Origin of the sequence: Psychromonas sp. Urea-02u-13, assembly GCF_002835995.1 — a bacterium.
In the GTDB taxonomy this organism is placed as follows: Bacteria; Pseudomonadota; Gammaproteobacteria; order Enterobacterales; family Psychromonadaceae; genus Psychromonas.
In genome coordinates, this window is record NZ_PJBZ01000085.1 from 14,311 (window position 1) to 32,184 (window position 17,874).

A 17,874-nucleotide genomic window follows, 5' to 3' on the forward strand; every position below is an offset into this window, starting at 1 on the left:
CAAATGAAAATTGGGGAATAAAATGTCTAGATCAAGCAGTTTAAACGTGTTGTTTTTATGTACAGGTAATTCTTGTCGCAGCCAAATGGCTGAAGGTTTTGCTAATGAGCTAAAAATACCGAATGTTAATTTTTTCTCAGCAGGCACTGAGCCACAAGAGTTAAATGAAATAGCGGTTAGTGTTATGCAGGAAGTAGAAATAGACATCAGTAAACATAGATCAAAGACTCCATTAGAACTAGGTGATATTAAATTTGATTTTGTATTTACTGTATGTGATAGCGCAAATAAGGCATGTCCTGCATATTTCAATGACTCAACAGTAATTTGTCATCTGTTTGACGACCCGCCATTTATGGCCAAAGGTTTGAATGATACACAAGATATAATGAATTGTTACCGTTATGTTAGGGATGAAATTGGGGTCTGGATTGTAGCATTGTCAAATTCGATATTAAGTGAAAACCAAAGGGTTCTGTCGCAAAGTTGATGAAGTAAATCAAGGCGTTAGTAATATTTCGATATCTTTGAGAGTATTAATAACATGACAATCAACTTTAGCCGGTGTTTAATCATGGCGCATACTTCAACACCGGCTAACGTTGATTCCGCACCAACCCAAGACTTCCATCCTAAGCATTGATGCATTTTACCTTTCACTTTTCGATGGCTTTGATCGACAATATTATTGAGGTATTTAACCGCTAATACTTCGACCATACGCAGCATGTATCCTCCCAGCCAAAGGTGAATATTGAGAGTATCTAGCGCGGCGGCATTCGCGCCACTTTTATCAATGACAATTTTACGGGGTAAGCCACTGCTCTTTATTGCTTTATCAAAGAAGGTCAGTGCATCCTGCTCATTACAGGTTTCACTTAAATAGAAGTCAATAATAGCACCGTGCTTATCGACGGCTCGATAATAGTAAACCCACTTACTTTTTATCTTTATGTAGGTTTCATCCATCCGCCATGAGTCAGCGACGTTACGTTTTCTTTTTCTGAAATTAGCTTCAAGCAATGGAGAGTATTTGATCACCCAACGATTTAACGTTGAGTGATCAAAATGAATATGTCGCTCAGCGAATATCTCTTCAATTTCACGGTAGCTTAGTTTGTAAGCCAGGTAATAACGCAGAGCCATCATGATGATATCTAATGGGTAATGTCGTCCTGAAAAGTTGATTGCCATGTTATCAATACTCCCAAATGTATCGAAATAGTATTAACACTTTGATTTACTTCGTCAACTTTGCGACAGAACCCATTGTAGTTTTGTAAGGCGCTTTGAGGGCTTGCGAGACAATAAAAAGCGTATCTTGCAAGCCCTATATGATTTATCGGTATAACAACTAGATCAATCCCATCTCCTGCACGCGTTTATCAATTAATTGACCACATTGCTCTTTTAATAAATTACGTAACCAGACTTGTTCTGCAGAATGCTCACAGCGTGGGTGCCAGATAAGTGAATATTCAAAGGGTTTAAATTCAAAGGGTAACGGTTTCACAATCAGATCATGTTTTTCTGCCACTAAGTACGCGAGGTCAGCGGGCACGGTTATAATGAGTGGCATTTTATCAACAATGGTTAATGCAGCCTCTAAATGATACGCACGCAAGACCGTTTTAGGTTTTTGATGACCTATTAGCGCGCTATCAATGAGCGCTTTTACACCATCGCTAATCGCAATCAAAGCATGCGGGTAAGCAAGGTAATCCGCTAAGGTTATCTCTTTGTCTGCAAGCGGGTGAGACTTTGATAACATGCAAAATACGCTGACTAACCCCAATTTTTGATGTAGCAAAGGCTCAATGCTATGTGTCGGGCGACAAATCGCCATATCGCAGCCTTCTGAACTTAACTGGTTAAGCATTTTGTCTTGCTGAAGAGGGGGGAATTCCAGTGAAATATTAGGCGCTTCTTCGTAAATACGGGGCAATGCGTAGGGTAAAATGGTTTGCATCGCATAATCCGTTGTTGCGATAGTAAAGTGCTGCTCGCATTGCTTAGGATCAAAATCGCTAGGGGATAATATCCCACGTAATGACTCTAACGGCTCATTCACCGCGAGGCTTATCTCAATAGCACGTTGTGTGGGTTGAAGATGTTGTCCCTGACGGATGAAAAGAGGATCATTAAGTAGCTCTCTTAGCCTGCCTAAAACACGGCTCATTGCAGATTGGCTGAGGTTAAGTCGAATTGCACTACGCCTAACACTGCCTTCTTCTATTAATACTTTTAACGCAACTAATAGATTTAAATCTCGGCGGTAAACCTCTTCAAGCTCCATTTTTCACTCTCAGCATGTAAATAAGAACTTTATTATGAACAACAATAAAGCTGAGCGCTATTTATTAATCGGCGGAAATCGATTTTTAATTTTCTGCCGTTACCCATAGAAGTCGCTGATAAATAAGACTCATTGCTTATCTGAGAAGTGCGAACACCGTCGCTATTTGAGATAATATTTAAGATGCATAAAGTGAATGCTAAAAACCAGGCGCTCAAACATGAAAGTAATATTAACTTCATCGAAGTCACCACAACAAGCCACACAGTACATGCAAGGTGGTCTAAATAACTGAAATTATATCGGGATTGAGTACTGACAATGTTCGTTATCTAAAGAGCAACTGTTTTATACATTAAGCAAACTTTCCAATACCGGTCCCGCTGAGTGACTGGGTGAAACCAAACAGCCACGGTGTTTAACCATCTGTTATATTCGTGCGCGACTGGCAAAGAAATGAACTTCCCTTGTTTAATCGATTTTTGTACCAGTAATTCAGGTACCACAGCCTAACCGACGCCTTGAACGGCTAAATCTACTAATGTCGATGAACCAAACCATAGAGCTTATTGCATAGCTAAACCAAAGTTCTTTTTGTTTTACACTTCGATGCACTAATTGACGACACGCTTTTAAATCACCGCCCTGTACGATAGGCAATTTAGCCAAGCTATGATCTGGCGAAGCAATCGTTAAAAAGCGTGTATGGTCTAGCGAGAAAAGTCCATATCTACTTTCCGTTCACCATCTGCATAAACAATACCCGCTTGTACTTTCCCTGTTCGGGTTCGCTCTTCAATATCAAGAGTAGAGGCTGTAATAATCTCAATATGCGTAATAGAGAATTTATCGGTTAAGGGCATTAACGTTTTTAATAAATCATCATTAATTAAGCTCTCATCGACGGCAATGACTAATGCATGTTCGTATTCTTTTGTTAATGATTCGACTTTTTGTCAAAAATATTTTTACTGGTGCAATACCGAATTCGCAATGGGTAATAGCGCGTTGCCATTTTAGTCAGCGTGGGCATGTTTTAATCACGATTGAACAAATCTTGATTAATCGTGATTTCAAAATTTGTAATCGATTGGCTGACTCCGATTGAGCACGTTTTAGTTTTCGTTCTGCTGCGGAAAATTAACTACTTTCGCACACTGTCACGAATATTTTTAATTGTTCAAATCTGTACATAATTTATTCACCGAAGGAGTAATAATTTACGTGGGTCATGATTTTTTCGATGGCTGTTAACTTTCATCTAACATTTTAACTGCCATAATCGTGACTTCATTAGTTCATGTTGAACAATTTAAGAGGAAGAAAGTGATGGTCATTGTGATGAGTATAAAATAGCGTATTTTTCATTCATTGTTTTTGAAAGGCACCATGATAGTCATTACAAGTATCGTTACTATCTTTTTTTTGTTTAATTATTTTTTTGAGCAAATTATGCAGGACCTAAAGAACAACGTTCACACTCATTACGAGTGATACACGTAGTTTTATTTGAAGCAGGCTTATTAATTTTCACTATCCCCGTGATGGCATTTATTTTACACGTCAGCTTATGGGAAGCTTTTATTCTAGATCTCGGTGTCACTCTTTACGTATTTTTGTTTAATTTTATTGACGATAATGTGAGAGTCTCTTACTTGCAGAATCGCGAGGTTATAAGCTGAGTCTGTTTATTTTCAATCATCTTTATTTTTTCAATTGATATTGATTGTTATTTGCATTTGATTTTTGCTCTGCCTATCATGGCGATAATCAGCTAATCGATATACCTGCTACACCGATGAGGCGTATGGCTATTTGAAATACCTAGTAGCTAAGACTGATAGCGAATACCTAAACACTAAAACTGTGAGAAGAGTAAAGATGAAGCAAATAAAAAACGAATGTACCCAAAACAGTATTGATTCTGAAGTGAAAATTTTAAGACAGATTAAGAGTCATTATGCAGTTCTAAAAAAAATGAATAAATGGGTTGTATTGGGATCTGCGAGCTTATTGATTGGTTGTTCAAACCAACTTGGTTCTACTGCGACGGCTAAATCGACTCTGATGCCGACACTCTATGATTATTCAATCACCTCTGGCCAAAACACTGCACTTAGCTTGCTAGCGCTTGGCCAAGCAGTCAAAGATGCTGATATTATTTTAGTGGGTGAATGGCATGGTCATCCTGGCGTACATTTAATGCAGGCTCAACTGCTTGCTCAGCTTTATAGCCAAAATATAAATTTAGTGCTGTCGATGGAGCAGTTTAGCCGAGACCATCAGAAGATATTGAATCAATACTTAACGGGAGAAATTGGCGAGAAAGCACTGATCAAAAATACCAATGCATGGTCAAATTACAGCAGTGATTACCGCCCATTGGTTGAGTTTGCTAAACAGAATAGTTTAGATGTGATTGCTGCCAATGCACCCAAAACGATAGTACGTTGTATTGGTAAAAATGGGGCAGAGTACCTGACACGTCTGCCACTAAATGAACGAAAATGGGTTGCCCAACAACTTACCCTAACAGCTGATGGTTATCAGGAGAAATTTAATAGTTTGATGCACCATGGGGATGAAGTTAAAACGAAACAGCAGTTTGCAGCACAAACGACATGGGACGATACGATGGCAGAAAGCATGGTGAATTATCTGGCAAAACATCCCGGTCGACAGATCATGCACGTGGCAGGACGATTTCATGTTGCTGAAGGTTTAGGAATCGCTTCTCGAATAAAATCCCGCAATGCTAATTTGAACGTTGTCATGATAACGCCGGTGACGGAAACATCCAGTATTTCTCCTGAAGCTATTGATTACCGTCTTAGTGTGATGCCACTGCCTAAAAGTTATGTAAATAAAGATGAAATGAAGTTGGCTATGAAGGGACTTCATAGTAGAAACAAAGATTTAAAATGTTATTAATAACCTGCGCTGTTGTTAATTTTTAGGCTGATAGCCTTAAAATAACTGTAACTACTCAGCACTCCTTCGAATTTGAGTTGTTTTTATAAAAATAAACTATAAATGCTCAGGGATAAGCCATTTATGCCTAGTCAAGGCAAAAAAGCGCAGTTTAATGGTTTAAATGAGTATTTTTCAACGATGAACTAGGCTTAAATGGCAACGGCCTGAGTAGTTACAAATAACTTAAGTTTATCAGCCTATTCGTATTTTATTTTTATTTTCTTTAAAAAATAAAATGCGAATAAACCTAATATCCCATTACTTATCTTTGCATTTTTAAAAATGTATTTTGACGCAAAGTCATTCCATTTAACGTATTGTATTTACTAATAAAAATATGCTGTAGTCGGTATGTAATTTACATTAATTATTGAAAAGTGATTTTAGAACTCCTTTTTCATTTCTATCAAAAGACTATGCAATGTTGCAGGTTATTTTACATTTAATCGCATCTTCCCGTCCCCACCTATAAATAATTCACTTTTGTTTTTTGATATTAAATGACTCGGCAGGGTTCATTAAGACTGAACTTTAAGTATCTAGCTAGCGTTCAATACAAAAATAATAACTTCCTGATACTGCTAAATGCTCCCTTTTTAAATGATAATGATATCGATAATTAATATCATTTACATTGGTTGTATTATCATGCATTATGCTCGCCCTGTCGAAACTTGTATCTGGTGATGTGTAATATGAAGTATGTAAATTTGATTTTGTTGGTGTTGTTTTCAACGCTTGGAAACGCTCAGGCGTCAGATGATTTTAACTGGCTAAGAGACGATACGCGTGAGAATCAGGAGGTTAAACGCTACTTGCAAGAAAAGAACGAAGAGTCGGATAACTACCTTCTTCAACTTAAACCGCTTCAACAAAAACTACTTTCAAGTTGGCAGTCGCAGTCTCCGAGTAAAGCAGAAAAACCGTGGCGTGTTATTGGAAATGATGAATTCAAAATAACTCAAGTGAAAGAGGGGCGTGTATTACTGAGTAGAGACAGAACGACAAAGCAGTCAAAAACGTTGCTCAATATTGAACAACGAGCCAGCTCTCATGATTTCTACCAATTGGGTAGCTGGGCACTAAGCCATAACGGAGAGTTCTTAGCGGTTACTGAAGATCTGACCGGCACCGAGTTATACCAAATAACTGTTATTGAGTTGGCTAGCGGTAATGAAACGATACTGGCTAAAGCGTCACAAACAACACTACTGTGGAGTGAAGATGATCAGTCGATATTCACTATTGATAAAAACCAACAAAATGGTTATTCATATGAGCTGATTAAACGTGTTATTGCTCAGCCTAATAAGCGTGTTGTCCTGTACCGCGAAAAATCAAAGGATTGGTTGGTATCTGCCTATTTAGCCAGTGATCGCCGTTATGCATTGATTCAGTCAAATAACGAATCTGCCAGTGAACAGCGCATTTTGGATCTCAAAAGCAGCGAGCTTTCCTTACCCCTTAAATCACGTCAATCAAATATTGAGTATTACGCTGATATCGCCGATAGAAAACTATTTATCAACAGTAATATTAATGGCAAGTTTGCACTATACCAAACTCCTTTAGGGCGCAAAAGTGACTGGCAACAATACTATGTGCCGAAAGAGCAGATAGAGCTCAAAAATTTCTATTTGTTTGAGTCTGCTATGGCTGTCATCGAACAAAATAAAGGACGTAAAACACTGCTTGTCATACCTTATAACCAAGGAAAAAAAACACGTATCGCACTCTCTGAGCAAGGTAACGTTGGTTGGGTAAGCCGTGTTGGTGACTATGCAAGTAATGTTATCCGTATACGTAGTATGTCATTGATTCAACCTGCTAAGTGGGAAGAGTTCAATATTGAAACGGGCAAGCGTACGGTGCTTAGTCAGGATACTTATCCAAATTATAAAATCGAAGACTACCAAACCCAGCAGATCCTAGTTGATTCTAATGGTGTTCAGGTGCCAGTGACTCTCGCGTACAACAAAGCAATGCTGAAAAGTGATTCTCCAGTGGTTTTGTACGGTTACGGTGCTTACGGATTTACCATGAAACCCTACTTTATGCCTCAAATTACCAGTTTGATGGATCGCGGTATTATTTATGCCATTGCGCATGTTCGAGGTGGTGGTTTCAACGGTGAAGGTTGGCACAGCTCAGGTCGTGGCAAAAATAAACAGCAAGGCATTAATGATTATTTGGCCGCGACCAAAGCAGTGCAGCAATTTAAAGGTGGTCAACGATCTGTGCTTGCAATGGGATCTAGTGCTGGTGGCACTTTAGTAGCCGCCGCAATCAATCAACAACCATCTTGGTACACTGCTGCAAGCTTAAATGTCCCATTTGTTGATGTCGTTGCAAGTATGTCTGACGATTCACTGCCACTGACGGCGCAGCAGTATCGTGAATGGGGAAATCCAAATATTGCAGCACAGCTGAAATTGATGGAGGCCTATGATCCTGTGTTGAATATCTCAGCACAATCTTACCCGCCAATGATGGTCAGAGTGGGGTGGAATGATACCCGAGTACCTTATTGGGAAGGGGCAAAATATCTTGCCAAAATCAGCCAACAAAGCACCGCTAAAAAACCTTATTTACTGGTAACTGATTTCAGTAGTGGTCATATGACCGACAGACGAAAATATTTGCAACACCAGGCGATGGATTACACCTTTCTCATCTCACAATTAAAAAATATTAATTAATCGGAGTCATTAATGAAACTTTCCCGAATAAGTGCTTCAGTGCTAGCAGCATTGACGGCAGGCATAGTGCACGCCGAATCAAACGTTAACAACTTCGAAACAATCGTCGTGACCGCCAATAAATACGAAGAAGACTTGTCTAAAACGGCAGGTTCTGTGGCGGTGATCACAGGTGAAGACCTAGATCGTGAAGGTGCAACCGAGTTATACGATGCACTTAATCGTGAGCCTGGTGTGAGTGTTACTGGTGGTGCAGGGCGACCTCAAAATATCACTATTCGTGGCCTAACAGGTAACCGGATCACCATAGTAAAAGATGGCATTGCGATGCCCGATGGTTATGGGGCTGCAGACATTAATAACAAAGTAGGGCGTAACGCTTTTGATTTGTCGACCTTGAAACAGATTCAGGTTGTAAAAGGGGCAAGCTCGACGGTTTATGGCTCTGGTGCAATTGGTGGGGCGGTGATTCTACAATCGAAAACGCCTGAAGACTTCCTTAAAGGAGACAACGTTTATGTTGATACGAGTGGTATTTATACCGGTATCAGTAATAAGTACAAACTTGGCTCCAATCTAGCCTTTCGTGCGGGAGACTCTACCAGTTTGATCTCGGTTAGTTATTGGACTGGCGAAGAAACGCGTAACTATGAACAAGACCTGTACAACCGAGAAATGGAAGGAGTTAATGGCGCTTATACGTTTCATTATGACCTTAATGAGCACTGGTTATTAAAAGCCAAGGCTGAATTTTACCGTGAAGAAGTACAACGCCAAGAGGGTATCAGCTCACTTCAGCCAGATGGCTTATGGAATATCAAAGATTTTGATGAGGAAACAACACAAAGCACTTACACGGTGATGGCGGGGGCGGAATACTTTGCTGAAAATACTCTGTTTGACAGCATGGATGCCAAAGCTTATTTGCGCTATAGCGAAAATGAAGAGCATAGTAATCGCCTTATGTACCGTGAAAATAATGGTATTACTGAGCTACGCCGTGAGCTTGAAAATCTCCGTTTTCGTGATGACTTAGTGGGGCTTTCTACCGATTTTTATAAAGAATTTTTCAATAATGGCTTGTTACATAATTTAGTGTATGGAGCCATCGCTGAAACCAGTTATCACGAGCGTCCTGTATCGGAAACGACGAGTGACTGGAACGGTAATAGTACCTCTAGTACTAATCCCTTTGCACCGGCACGCAGTTATTCAATCGGTGTATTTGCTCAGGATGCGATCTCGATTGATAAGTGGACTGCCATGCTTGGTTTACGTTTCGACATGCATCGTCTTAGCCCTGAAAAAGAAGATGCCATTGCCGTTGATGGCGAGCTAAAAAGTAATTCAAGTAGCGAACTTTCACCAAGCGCATCTTTGGCGTACCAGTTTACGCCCGAGGTGAATGTTTACATCTCTTATAAACATGGCTATCGCGCGCCAGAATACGATAAAACATACGGTTATGTGAATCACGATTTTGTCCCGATCACTCCTTTTGAAATATTGCCTAATTTTAATTTAGAAGCTGAAACCAGTGACAATTTTGAATTGGGATCAAAATATGACAATGGCGTATTACGAGTCTATGGCGCAGTTTTTTACAGCGACTTTGATAACTTTATTGGCATCGCTGATCAAGGGTTTAATGCACAAACAGGCTTGTGGCAGAAGCAATATGCAAATCTTAATGGTGTTAATACCTATGGTGCTGAAATCACAGTGGCGTACATTTTCGACCAAAATTGGTCAGCTAACACCAAAGCGGGCTGGGTCAACGGTAAAGATGATAACGATGAATACATTCGTTCGCTCACGCCACTGGAAGGAAATGTTGAGCTGAATTATGACCACACTGACTTTAACGCCTATGCCCGTTTAAATTGGGCTGATGCGATGAATCGAACGCCAAGCTGTAGCTCTGAATTAGGACTGAAAACGGAGTGTGCTCAAACATCTTCTTGGGCAACGTTTGACCTTGGTGCCGGTTATTCAATTACGCAAAATTTCGACGTGAATGTCAACGTGATCAACTTGTTGGATCGTCAATATACCCGTTATCAAGATGTGGCGGGCGTGTCTGAATCCGCCACTCGATTTTCTACCGAGCCGGGCAGATATTTCACTGTTAATGCGCGTTACGCTTTCTAAGGAATAGATATGAAACCTCAACTCACAATGTTTGCATTGTTAATTATCAGTGCATTCGCTCAGGGTGGCGAATGGGAGCACCCTGCAGGAAATGAAATTGTGGCTGATTTAGTGGCAGCTAAAAGCTACATCGAAACTCATTATCCGGATATTGGTAGCGTGGCGCTTCGTTATGAAAGTGAAAGTAAGCTTGGCCATCAATATAATTTCAATATTACCCTAAATGGCGAATATAAAGCGCAACGCACGATTGTCTTACACACGGATAATTTAGGCATTGTTCAGCGTGTTTTTAAGAGTTTAGAAGATACTATTTTACGTGACGGTGTTGCCATAACAGCAACAGAGCTTGAGTCTCCTCGTCGGCTTAAAGCGAATTCTCCTCCTGAATTGTCTACTGGCTCCCTAGTTAATGCGCAGGTCAACGTGTTTGAACTTGATTTGAGAACCATGGATAAACAAGGCGCCCCCGATGTACCTTGGGCGGATGTCGCTGATTATCCGAACCCAGCGCGCTTTGTCTTGCGTGATGTCGATTTACTGAATTCGGGTGGTAAGTTTTATCTTTCTAATGAGCGTGTGAAACAGGTGGATGCTGAGTACCTTGAAGCTAAAAATCCAGACTCTGGTGTATGGGAAAAAAATGATAGTGCCTCATTTCTTGCTTTAGAAGAGGCCATCGAATTTGATCAAATTGAAGATTTAAAAAACCTCACTTTTGCGAGTAACAACTTCACGCAGGTAATGGCATTTTATCAAATTGACCAGTCACTTCGCTACTTGGAATCACTTGGTTACTCTCTTTTTTCCAATGCGGTCAAGTTTGATGGGCGTGGTCTGTCAAACAATAACTCTAGTTACTTCATGGGGCCTAAGGCGGTCATGTTTGGTATTGGTGGGTCACCCGATGCGCTTGATGCAGATGTTGTTCTTCATGAGCTGGCCCATGGCATTCATTATCAGATTGTACCGGATTGGGGATATGGGCACACCGGAGCAATGGCTGAAGGTTTTGCCGATTACTGGGCGGGGTCAAATAGCTATCGCAAGTTATACGAAGAAGGCAGTGATTTCGAAATTGATACCGTGTTCAATTGGGATGGTTATTTCGGCAGTAAAATAGTGACGCGTAGTCTTTGGAATAAAAAAGCACGCTACTTTGAAGAAAGTGAGTACCGCGCTCATGAAAGTGCGGGGGGAGAGCTTGGCGACGAGCTGTGGTCTACCCCTTTATTCCAAACGCTAAAACAGGGGGCAGAGCACTACGGAAAAGACGCTTTTATTGAAGTTGATACGATCGTACTTGAATCGATGTATGGCATGGGTCGGAGCATGAAAATGCATGATCTGGCAGAGAGCATGATTTATGTTGCTAACAAGTTATATCCGGGGCGTGATTATGCTGCACTCTTGAAAGCTAATTTTCAGGTGCATGGATTATTCAAAGCTCCCTTTAGAGTTGAAGTCGACTCTCGTTACGTGGACCATAATAATCCGCTAAATATGCGCTTGATGGCTAACGGCCGTCAGGCTTTTATAGAGGGTCTAATAAAGACCTCTATTAGTGCGAGTGAGGCCCTTACATCAGATAAATTTTCCACGCTAGAGAAAAGGATTCATTTACCAAATGTGGCTATTTGTGGTGAATCATTTACGTTGAGCACTGCACTTGCTTACCAATATAATCGCCAGCTTCAGGCATTGGATTGGACCGAAGAGACAACGCTAGTATATGGGGTTCCTGAGCTTGATCAGAATGTTAAGATACAAAACTCAGTATTACCGGATGCCACTGTCAATGAACATGGAGCTATAAATCATGGCTTTAAAAGCTTCAACTTTATTATCAATGGTGATTCGAACACCGTAGACGATAACTTAGCGCTATACCTGAAAATTTCTCATGAAAATATTGCAGATCTACGTGTCACGGTTATTTCTCCTAAAGGAACACGACAGGATATTCTTACTCATCAAACCTATTCCCAATCGACACTCGCTCGATATTGGATCGCCAAACATGACAATAATCTTTCTACATTTATTGGCGAACCAATGGCTGGAACCTGGCGACTAGAAGTAACGGATTACTCTCCTGATAGTACTGGCAACTTGGTTGAATGGGCAGTTGCTAAGGTTGCACAATACAGTTGTACAAACACTGCCTCTAATAGCAACAGTAATGAAAATAATGGCGCCGGATCTAGTAGTGGTGGCGCAATGTCACATGGTCTACTGCTCGGTCTCATTTTTTTATGCTTACGTCGTAAACGACATCTTTATACTCAAACAGAACAAGGAAAAAAATGAAATATCAACTAACTATAGTGACTTTGGCTTTATTGGCTGCGGGTTGTAACAGTTCGGATTCTGGCGGTAGTTCAGATCAAAGTTCACCGACTTACAGTGTTTCGGGGCGTGTAACCGCGCTGGCTGCTAGCGGTAGTGAAACCGTCTGTGCGGATTTAAATGGGAATTTTACCTGTGATTCAGGTGAACCGAGTGTGCCTGCAAACAACGGTCTATTTACCATTACCAGTAGCCAGAAAAGTATTCTGAATGCACCACTTATTGTGCAGCTTGATGCGAGTGCAAGCAACTTGTCTCGTTATAGCAAAGCAAGCAAAAGTGGTGAAAAAACCAATGCTTTTTTTGTATCACCAGGACAGCAAAAAGCAACGGGTAATGAAATTAATGCCATCACTACCTTAGTGGCAGGTCAGGTTGCGTCAGGAAAAAGTATTGATGAAGCAGTTCAATTAGTAAAAAAACAACTGCTTGCACTGGGGTTGCCTGCGACGGATAACTTACTCAATGAAGGTAGCAACAATGAGTATGCCACACTGGAAAATAATATTTTGTCCATTATTGGTGCCATGGACAAAAGCGCTGCAGATTACTCTTTGGCAATTTTGAGCGGTAGTTTAGAAGATTACAAAGATATTCTTCTAAACACTGCGCCTACCGAGGAAGCGCTGAAAGGTCTTGTGGATGAGTTAAATCAGAGCGCGGATGCAGTGGCACTTAATGATACTGGCGTAACCACGTTCTTATCTGATGGTGGTGTTAGCAGTATTTCTCAAGTGGATTACCCGGGTCAGGATGCAGATTTTGGTTCTGACGCAAAGGATAAAGGCTTTAAATTTGTCAAACTAGATGCCAATGGTCAGCCACTGGCGACTGAGGTAGCTGAATGGCCTTGTGTTAAAGATGAGCGCACAGGACTTATCTGGGAAAGTAAACTGAATGACGCCAGCTCAGCTCAACATTTTGATCGTCTATTTGCGTATCAGGTGTCTGGTAAATTCGAACCGTATATTGAAGATATTAAACTGGCTGGATGCGAAGCAACCGGAGATAACATCTGTACAACAGAGCAATATGTTAACTATCTCAATGAAATGAAGGTTTGTGGTATTAGTACTTGGCGTTTACCTACTTTTAATGAATTCTATGGATTGATTAACTTTGGTGAAACACAGAAAGATGACGACGATGAGGTTTATGGTTTGACTCACGCTTACTTCCCACTGCAAAGTAAAGCGAGCTATTTGGAAACGGGTTCAGTTTGGACATCAACGCCAAGCTTTACTGAATATTCAGATACAGCGATGAGTGGCTCAGAAATGCGCTCACTTGTTCAGACTCGTGGTAGTAACCGAGGCACTGTCTCGATGATAGAAATTTACAGCGACCAAGTTGAAAATGACAACTATGACTCATATCAAATGCCACTACGCCTAGTTGCAAAAGGGATCACACAATAATGAAAAAACAAGTATTAGGGTTAATGCTCGCGTTATTACCGGTTGCTGGTATAGCTGCTCAAGAGTGCTCAATGAGTGAAGGTAAATCAGTACCCAACATTCGTTACCAATCTAATGATAATGGCACAGTTTATGATCGTATTTCAGGCCTAACTTGGATGCGCTGCCCACTAGGTAAAACATGGGATAAAGATAACCAAATTTGTGATGGTGAGGGTAATACGGTTTTCTGGCAAGCCGCTCTTAATGATGTTGAAGCGATTAACAACAGTGAAAGCAACGCGCTCTATCATTTTGCGGGTAAAACAAATTGGCGTTTGCCTAATATTAAAGAATTGGTGTCTTTGACCGAGCATAGCTGTCGAGCTCCTTCTTTAAATGAGAAAGCATTTTATGGTGCTTTCCCATATAAAACTACTGACGGTAGCTTAAAAGCGTATATTTGGAGTAATACGCCGACTGAAAACAATAATAAAGTGCTTACATACGACACGATTAATGGCGAAATTTATGAGCGAGGTTCAGCAGAAGTTGCCATTAGTGTCTTACTTGTTAGCGATTAATTTATGTTATTTTTTGTAAAAATAGGAGTACCGCTATAAAGCCTGGTATTTTTTTATTAAAAAAACTATTTTCTGTTGTATTTAAAATGATGAAGGTAAAAGTGCACGCTTATTAAATGTGTTATTAATGATCATTCTTATTTCATATAGAATATGATGCAATAGTTTTTATTGTGATTTTTCATAATAAAAAATTGTCTGTGGCTAATTAATAATATTTAGCCACAGACAATAAAATGAGGTAGGAGGCGGGCCATCAGTGACTACCTCTTATTTGTTTTATAGAGCATTAAAATATGACTTGTATGAATGTTGACGTACCGTGGCAGCACCAATAACATCAATAAAGCCAAATAGTGGGTGCGGTTTTAATGCCGCTATCCAGGCTGATCCTGTTGCGCCGATTGGAATCACTTTACCTTCGGGCTGAATAATCTCTAAAATAACAGTACGCCCATGAGAACGCGCATTAGCACCAACATGTTGTTTTACACTTTGTGGCCCTTGTATTGGGGAGATAGATGATTCGCCTGTGCCAGCGGTAAAACTATGCACTCTTGCACGAAAGATTTCACCCGGGTAAGCATCAACATAAAATTCTGAAAATTGTCCTGGTTTTACATAACGATAAGTCTGATCTGAGATGCGCATTTCCATAAATTTTTTGGATGTATCATAGATATGCATATTACCGATACGGCTACCATCGGCGATATTAACCACGGACACTTGTCCATCAAATGGGGCTTTTACCGTTTTTCTTTTTTGTACAAATAGTGTTTTTTCTAAATCTGCTTGCAGTGAAAGTAACGATGCATTGGCGACTTTAAGGTCTGATCTGTATTTTTCAACATCTCTAAATTTGAAGATTTCAGGTGATTTTTTTGCTCGTATTAAGTCACGTTTTTGCTGTGAAATAGACTCTTCTTGTTTGATAATTGAGGCTTTTATCTTTTTTATATCGGCGGCAGAATCGGTATCCACTAAGGTATAAATAATATCGCCTTTTTTAACAACTTGGTTATGGTCAACATAAATACGATCAATTTCTTCACCAAATAGTGGAGATAGTATTGCATGTGGTGCTTTTACTGTTGACGAGTAGGTTAAATCAACGGGTGCCCACAAACGCGACATAATGCCTAATATAACTAAAATAAACACGCCACCAGAGACTATCCAGACTGCGCTTTTTAATGACCATTTTATTGCACCGGTCGAAACTAATACCCACATTAATAGGATATAAGGAATTATTATATCTTTCATTGTATTACCTTTTCATTTTTGGTTGTAAACACACATTTACAACACCTTTAACTTTTATCGATAGGTGATAGATACGTCTCACCAAGTGGTTAATAAACATCCCAGAAAGTCACTGTGCACTAACAGCACTATAAAAATTAATAACCACCATATTTGTAAAATAAATCAACAACATAGTATTAATAGCAATTCGATTTTAAGATATGGATTTTTTACGACTCTCTTTGAGCATTAAAAACACCACATGTTGAGCGCATAAGTAGGTGATAAAAAGTATCTCCATCAGCACTAAAGCTATATTCGCTATATGTTCATCGTAATAAATAAACCGTCTTAGCTACAAAATCCATCACGCATTAATGGGCTTGCCCATCCTTGTGAGGTAATGTGTTTTTGTCATTATCATTGCCATGTATTTTGTTGTTTTTTGTCGCCAGTGCATTTTTAATAATGTCAGTCAGTGAAGCACCGATGTGTTGCCAGTTAGCAAAAGCAATAATGATGGCAAGTACCCACCAAGTTTTGTTTATAAACAATCCACACAGTGACAATGCAAAGACTAATTGGATGTGTGTGCTATTTTTTTCTTGTGCTTTATGTACGGCAACTTCGTGTAATTCCCAGAGTAGATAAAAAACAAAAATAACCACCGCCAACGTGACAGCAAAAAGGTAACCACTAAAATATTCTGAATTGAATATCACCATCATGGTGTCATTAGGCGCATTCGTGAAGGTGCTTAAGTCGATATCTTTAGAGTTAATTGTGCCCAGTGGCGCCAACAAATACGCACATCCAAGCATCAAGCCCATAAAGCAGATAAATTTGAATAGAACGATGCAGATTATTGAAATGACTCTAAAAATACTTTTTATGATGTTCATCTTATTTCCTAGTTTGCACTTTATATTTTGAAACTTAATATTTCGCTACCATAGTAACGATGAACGGCTGTAGTAACTACAGGCTATTACGATGGTTAATTAAGTTTAAGTGTATCCGCAAGACTCTGCTTCTAGGCTAATCAACACATGAAAAAACAGATGAAATAGGAACTTGTGGTTAGCCGTATTAGTACGTTTTACTCTATGAGTAATACTGCTTTATGGTGCGGGTTATTGTTAAGTGCTAATTCACCTTCTTTGATTCACAACGAAGGTTAATCAAAGAAGGTGAATTAAGACTAAGGGGGGATATTGCTTTGTTGCCTTAAAAAATTAGTGGATCAATATGTTGATATCCACAAGTGGCTCAGGGCGTTTTTATTCATGCGGTTAAAAGTAGGGTAATGAACTGTGTTAGTCATAAGGCTTGTAAACTATTTAACCCAATATCTTATTCATAAGCCATTTTTTCTATTTTAATTTTATTCGCAAGCTTAATAAGTTGATCACTAAGCCACGTATTTGCAGGATCTTGAGTGACTTTACGATGCCAAATTAAGTAGCTTTTTACTTTTTGATAATCAAACGGTGGCTTGTGTATTTGTAATGATAATTTATCTTTTGATTGTAATGCCATCGATAAAGGCACAACGGTTAAATAGTCGGACTGACTAACAAGCATCATATTACTAAACAAAGAACGGCCATGATAAATAATTTTCCGTTCGGTTACCTCTGTGTCCGTATAGTGTTCTAAGCTGAACTGCTTATACCGTGTTCGTTCTAATACTGCATGTTCCTCAGCAAAGAATTGTTCAAGTGATAAAGTGCCATTAATGCGTGGGTGAGATTGACTGCATACCACAACAAGTTCGCTTTCAAACAAGAGCATATTTTCTATATTAGGTTTATTCAATGGCAAAATATCAACCATCACATCAAACTTCTGAGTCAGCATAGCATCATAAAGATGTTCATCATCCCCAGGTTGATCATGTACCTCAATAGACACATTATCATTACTATTTAGAGAAAAATGATCGAGTAAAAACCACTGTAGATGTTCGGGGGCAGTGGTGACAAATTTACGTGTTGTTAAGCTTGGGTCAAAAGTAGAAAACGAATGAAAAACACCACTCAACTGATGAACCGAAGTCTGAACCTGATTATATAAGCTTAGCGTTGCACTCGTGGCGACAACACCTCTGCCTTTACGGATAAACAACGCCTGCCCCATTTCTTCTTTTAGGCGACCTAGCATAGTGCTAATGG

13 protein-coding genes and 1 pseudogene are annotated in these 17,874 nt (G+C 39.7%); 8 read left to right on the forward strand and 6 right to left on the reverse strand.

Going from position 1 to position 17,874, the window contains the following annotated elements; all coding sequences use genetic code 11:
* Positions 1-22 precede the first annotated feature (22 nt).
* Positions 23-490, forward strand: a complete 468-nt coding sequence (locus CXF74_RS16515) for an arsenate reductase ArsC (RefSeq protein WP_101083633.1) — start codon at positions 23-25, stop codon at positions 488-490.
* Between the two features lie 17 nt (positions 491-507).
* On the opposite strand, the gene CXF74_RS16520 is transcribed toward CXF74_RS16515, so the two are convergent.
* The 3 genes from CXF74_RS16520 to CXF74_RS23025 form a co-directional block, all read right to left on the reverse strand.
* Entirely contained in the window at positions 508-1,194 is a 687-nt protein-coding gene (locus CXF74_RS16520) for an IS6 family transposase (protein ID WP_101083634.1), read from the reverse strand.
* Between the two features lie 160 nt (positions 1,195-1,354).
* Positions 1,355-2,296, reverse strand: a complete 942-nt coding sequence (locus CXF74_RS16525; RefSeq protein ID WP_101083635.1) for a LysR family transcriptional regulator — start codon at positions 2,294-2,296, stop codon at positions 1,355-1,357.
* Between the two features lie 710 nt (positions 2,297-3,006).
* Positions 3,007-3,159 (reverse strand): hypothetical protein, encoded by a 153-nt coding sequence (locus CXF74_RS23025; protein ID WP_332870278.1) that lies wholly within the window; start codon positions 3,157-3,159, stop codon positions 3,007-3,009.
* Positions 3,160-3,780: 621 nt separating this feature from the next.
* On the opposite strand from CXF74_RS23025, the pseudogene CXF74_RS23145 reads away from it, so the two are divergent.
* The 7 genes and pseudogenes from CXF74_RS23145 to CXF74_RS16565 form a co-directional block, all read left to right on the forward strand.
* Positions 3,781-3,978, forward strand: a pseudogene (locus tag CXF74_RS23145) (chlorhexidine efflux transporter); the annotation flags it as partial.
* A 199-nt stretch (positions 3,979-4,177) separates the two neighbouring features.
* Entirely contained in the window at positions 4,178-5,227 is a 1,050-nt protein-coding gene (locus tag CXF74_RS16540) for a ChaN family lipoprotein (protein ID WP_198552888.1), read from the forward strand.
* A 737-nt stretch (positions 5,228-5,964) separates the two neighbouring features.
* Positions 5,965-7,968, forward strand: coding sequence for a prolyl oligopeptidase family serine peptidase (locus tag CXF74_RS16545; protein WP_198552889.1), 2,004 nt, complete (start codon positions 5,965-5,967; stop codon positions 7,966-7,968).
* 12 nt (positions 7,969-7,980) lie between these two features.
* Positions 7,981-10,119, forward strand: coding sequence for a TonB-dependent hemoglobin/transferrin/lactoferrin family receptor (locus tag CXF74_RS16550; protein ID WP_101083637.1), 2,139 nt, complete (start codon positions 7,981-7,983; stop codon positions 10,117-10,119).
* Between the two features lie 9 nt (positions 10,120-10,128).
* Positions 10,129-12,429, forward strand: coding sequence for a proprotein convertase P-domain-containing protein (locus tag CXF74_RS16555; RefSeq protein ID WP_101083638.1), 2,301 nt, complete (start codon positions 10,129-10,131; stop codon positions 12,427-12,429).
* Positions 12,426-13,886: an Lcl domain-containing protein gene (locus tag CXF74_RS16560; RefSeq protein ID WP_101083639.1), complete on the forward strand. Its 1,461-nt coding sequence runs from the start codon at positions 12,426-12,428 to the stop codon at positions 13,884-13,886. Before CXF74_RS16555 ends, CXF74_RS16560 begins: the two co-directional genes overlap by 4 nt.
* Entirely contained in the window at positions 13,886-14,449 is a 564-nt protein-coding gene (locus CXF74_RS16565; protein ID WP_101083640.1) for an Lcl C-terminal domain-containing protein, read from the forward strand. The genes CXF74_RS16560 and CXF74_RS16565 overlap by 1 nt, the downstream gene beginning before the upstream one ends.
* A 279-nt stretch (positions 14,450-14,728) precedes the next feature.
* Here the strand turns inward: CXF74_RS16565 and CXF74_RS16570 are convergent, their stop codons facing one another.
* From CXF74_RS16570 to CXF74_RS16580, 3 genes are all read right to left on the reverse strand, one after another.
* Positions 14,729-15,718, reverse strand: a complete 990-nt coding sequence (locus CXF74_RS16570; protein ID WP_101083641.1) for an efflux RND transporter periplasmic adaptor subunit — start codon at positions 15,716-15,718, stop codon at positions 14,729-14,731.
* Positions 15,719-16,074: 356 nt separating this feature from the next.
* Entirely contained in the window at positions 16,075-16,602 is a 528-nt protein-coding gene (locus CXF74_RS16575; RefSeq protein ID WP_101083642.1) for a magnesium transporter, read from the reverse strand.
* A gap of 451 nt (positions 16,603-17,053) precedes the next feature.
* The coding region (locus CXF74_RS16580; RefSeq protein WP_157822437.1) for a LysR family transcriptional regulator at positions 17,054-17,874 on the reverse strand (821 nt) is incomplete at its 5' end.